The organism is Palleronia caenipelagi, assembly GCF_007004065.1.
In the GTDB taxonomy this organism is placed as follows: Bacteria; Pseudomonadota; Alphaproteobacteria; order Rhodobacterales; family Rhodobacteraceae; genus Palleronia; species Palleronia caenipelagi.
In genome coordinates, this window is sequence record NZ_VFSV01000144.1 from 1 (window position 1) to 942 (window position 942).

Genomic DNA, 942 nt, shown 5'->3' on the forward strand with positions numbered 1-942 from the left:
ATGATCGGTTATGGCGGCCACGATACTCTGTACGGCGGCGCCGGGAATGACCAGCTCTGGGGCAGTGACGGGAATGACCTTCTGAACGGCGGGATCGGGGCCGATACGATCCTTGGCGGCAACGGCAATGACACGTTGGTGATGGACAGCTTCGGGGATCGGCTGAGCGGCGGTGCCGGGATTGATGTCGTGCAGACGTTTGTCGGGATAAACCTGACAGACGGGGTGCAGGCGCTTGATACAAGCATTGAGAATGTGGCTCTGCTCGGAAGCGGCAATATTGATGCCATTGGGAACCAGCTCAACAACGTGCTGTCGGGTAATGCCGGTCATAACGGTATGATCGGTTATGGCGGCCACGATACTCTGTACGGCGGCGCCGGGAATGACCARCTCTGGGGCAGTGACGGGAATGACCTTCTGAACGGCGGGATCGGGGCCGATACGATCCTTGGCGGCAACGGCAATGACACGTTGGTGATGGACAGCTTCGGGGATCGGCTGAGCGGCGGTGCCGGGATTGATGTCGTGCAGACGTCGGCCGGGATAAACCTGACAGACGGGGTGCAGGCGCTTGATACAAGCATTGAGAATGTGGCTCTGCTCGGAAGCGGCAATATTGATGCCATTGGGAACCATCTCGACAACGTGCTGTCGGGTAATGCCGGTCATAACGGTATGATCGGTTATGGCGGCCACGATACTCTGTACGGCGGCGCCGGGAATGACCAGCTCTGGGGCAGTGACGGGAATGACCTTCTGAACGGCGGGATCGGGGCCGATACGATCCTTGGCGGCAACGGCAATGACACGTTGGTGATGGACAGCTTCGGGGATCGGCTGAGCGGCGGTGCCGGGATTGATGTCGTGCAGACGTTTGTCGGGATAAACCTGACAGACGGGGTGCAGGCGCTTGATACAAGCATTGAGAATGTGGCTCTG

General features: G+C 59.1%; 1 protein-coding gene. It reads left to right on the top strand.

Translation table 11 applies throughout. The features are described from left to right. Window positions 1-942, top strand: a 942-nt coding sequence (locus tag FEV53_RS20340) for a calcium-binding protein (protein ID WP_142836415.1), incomplete at both ends; no start/stop codon positions are given.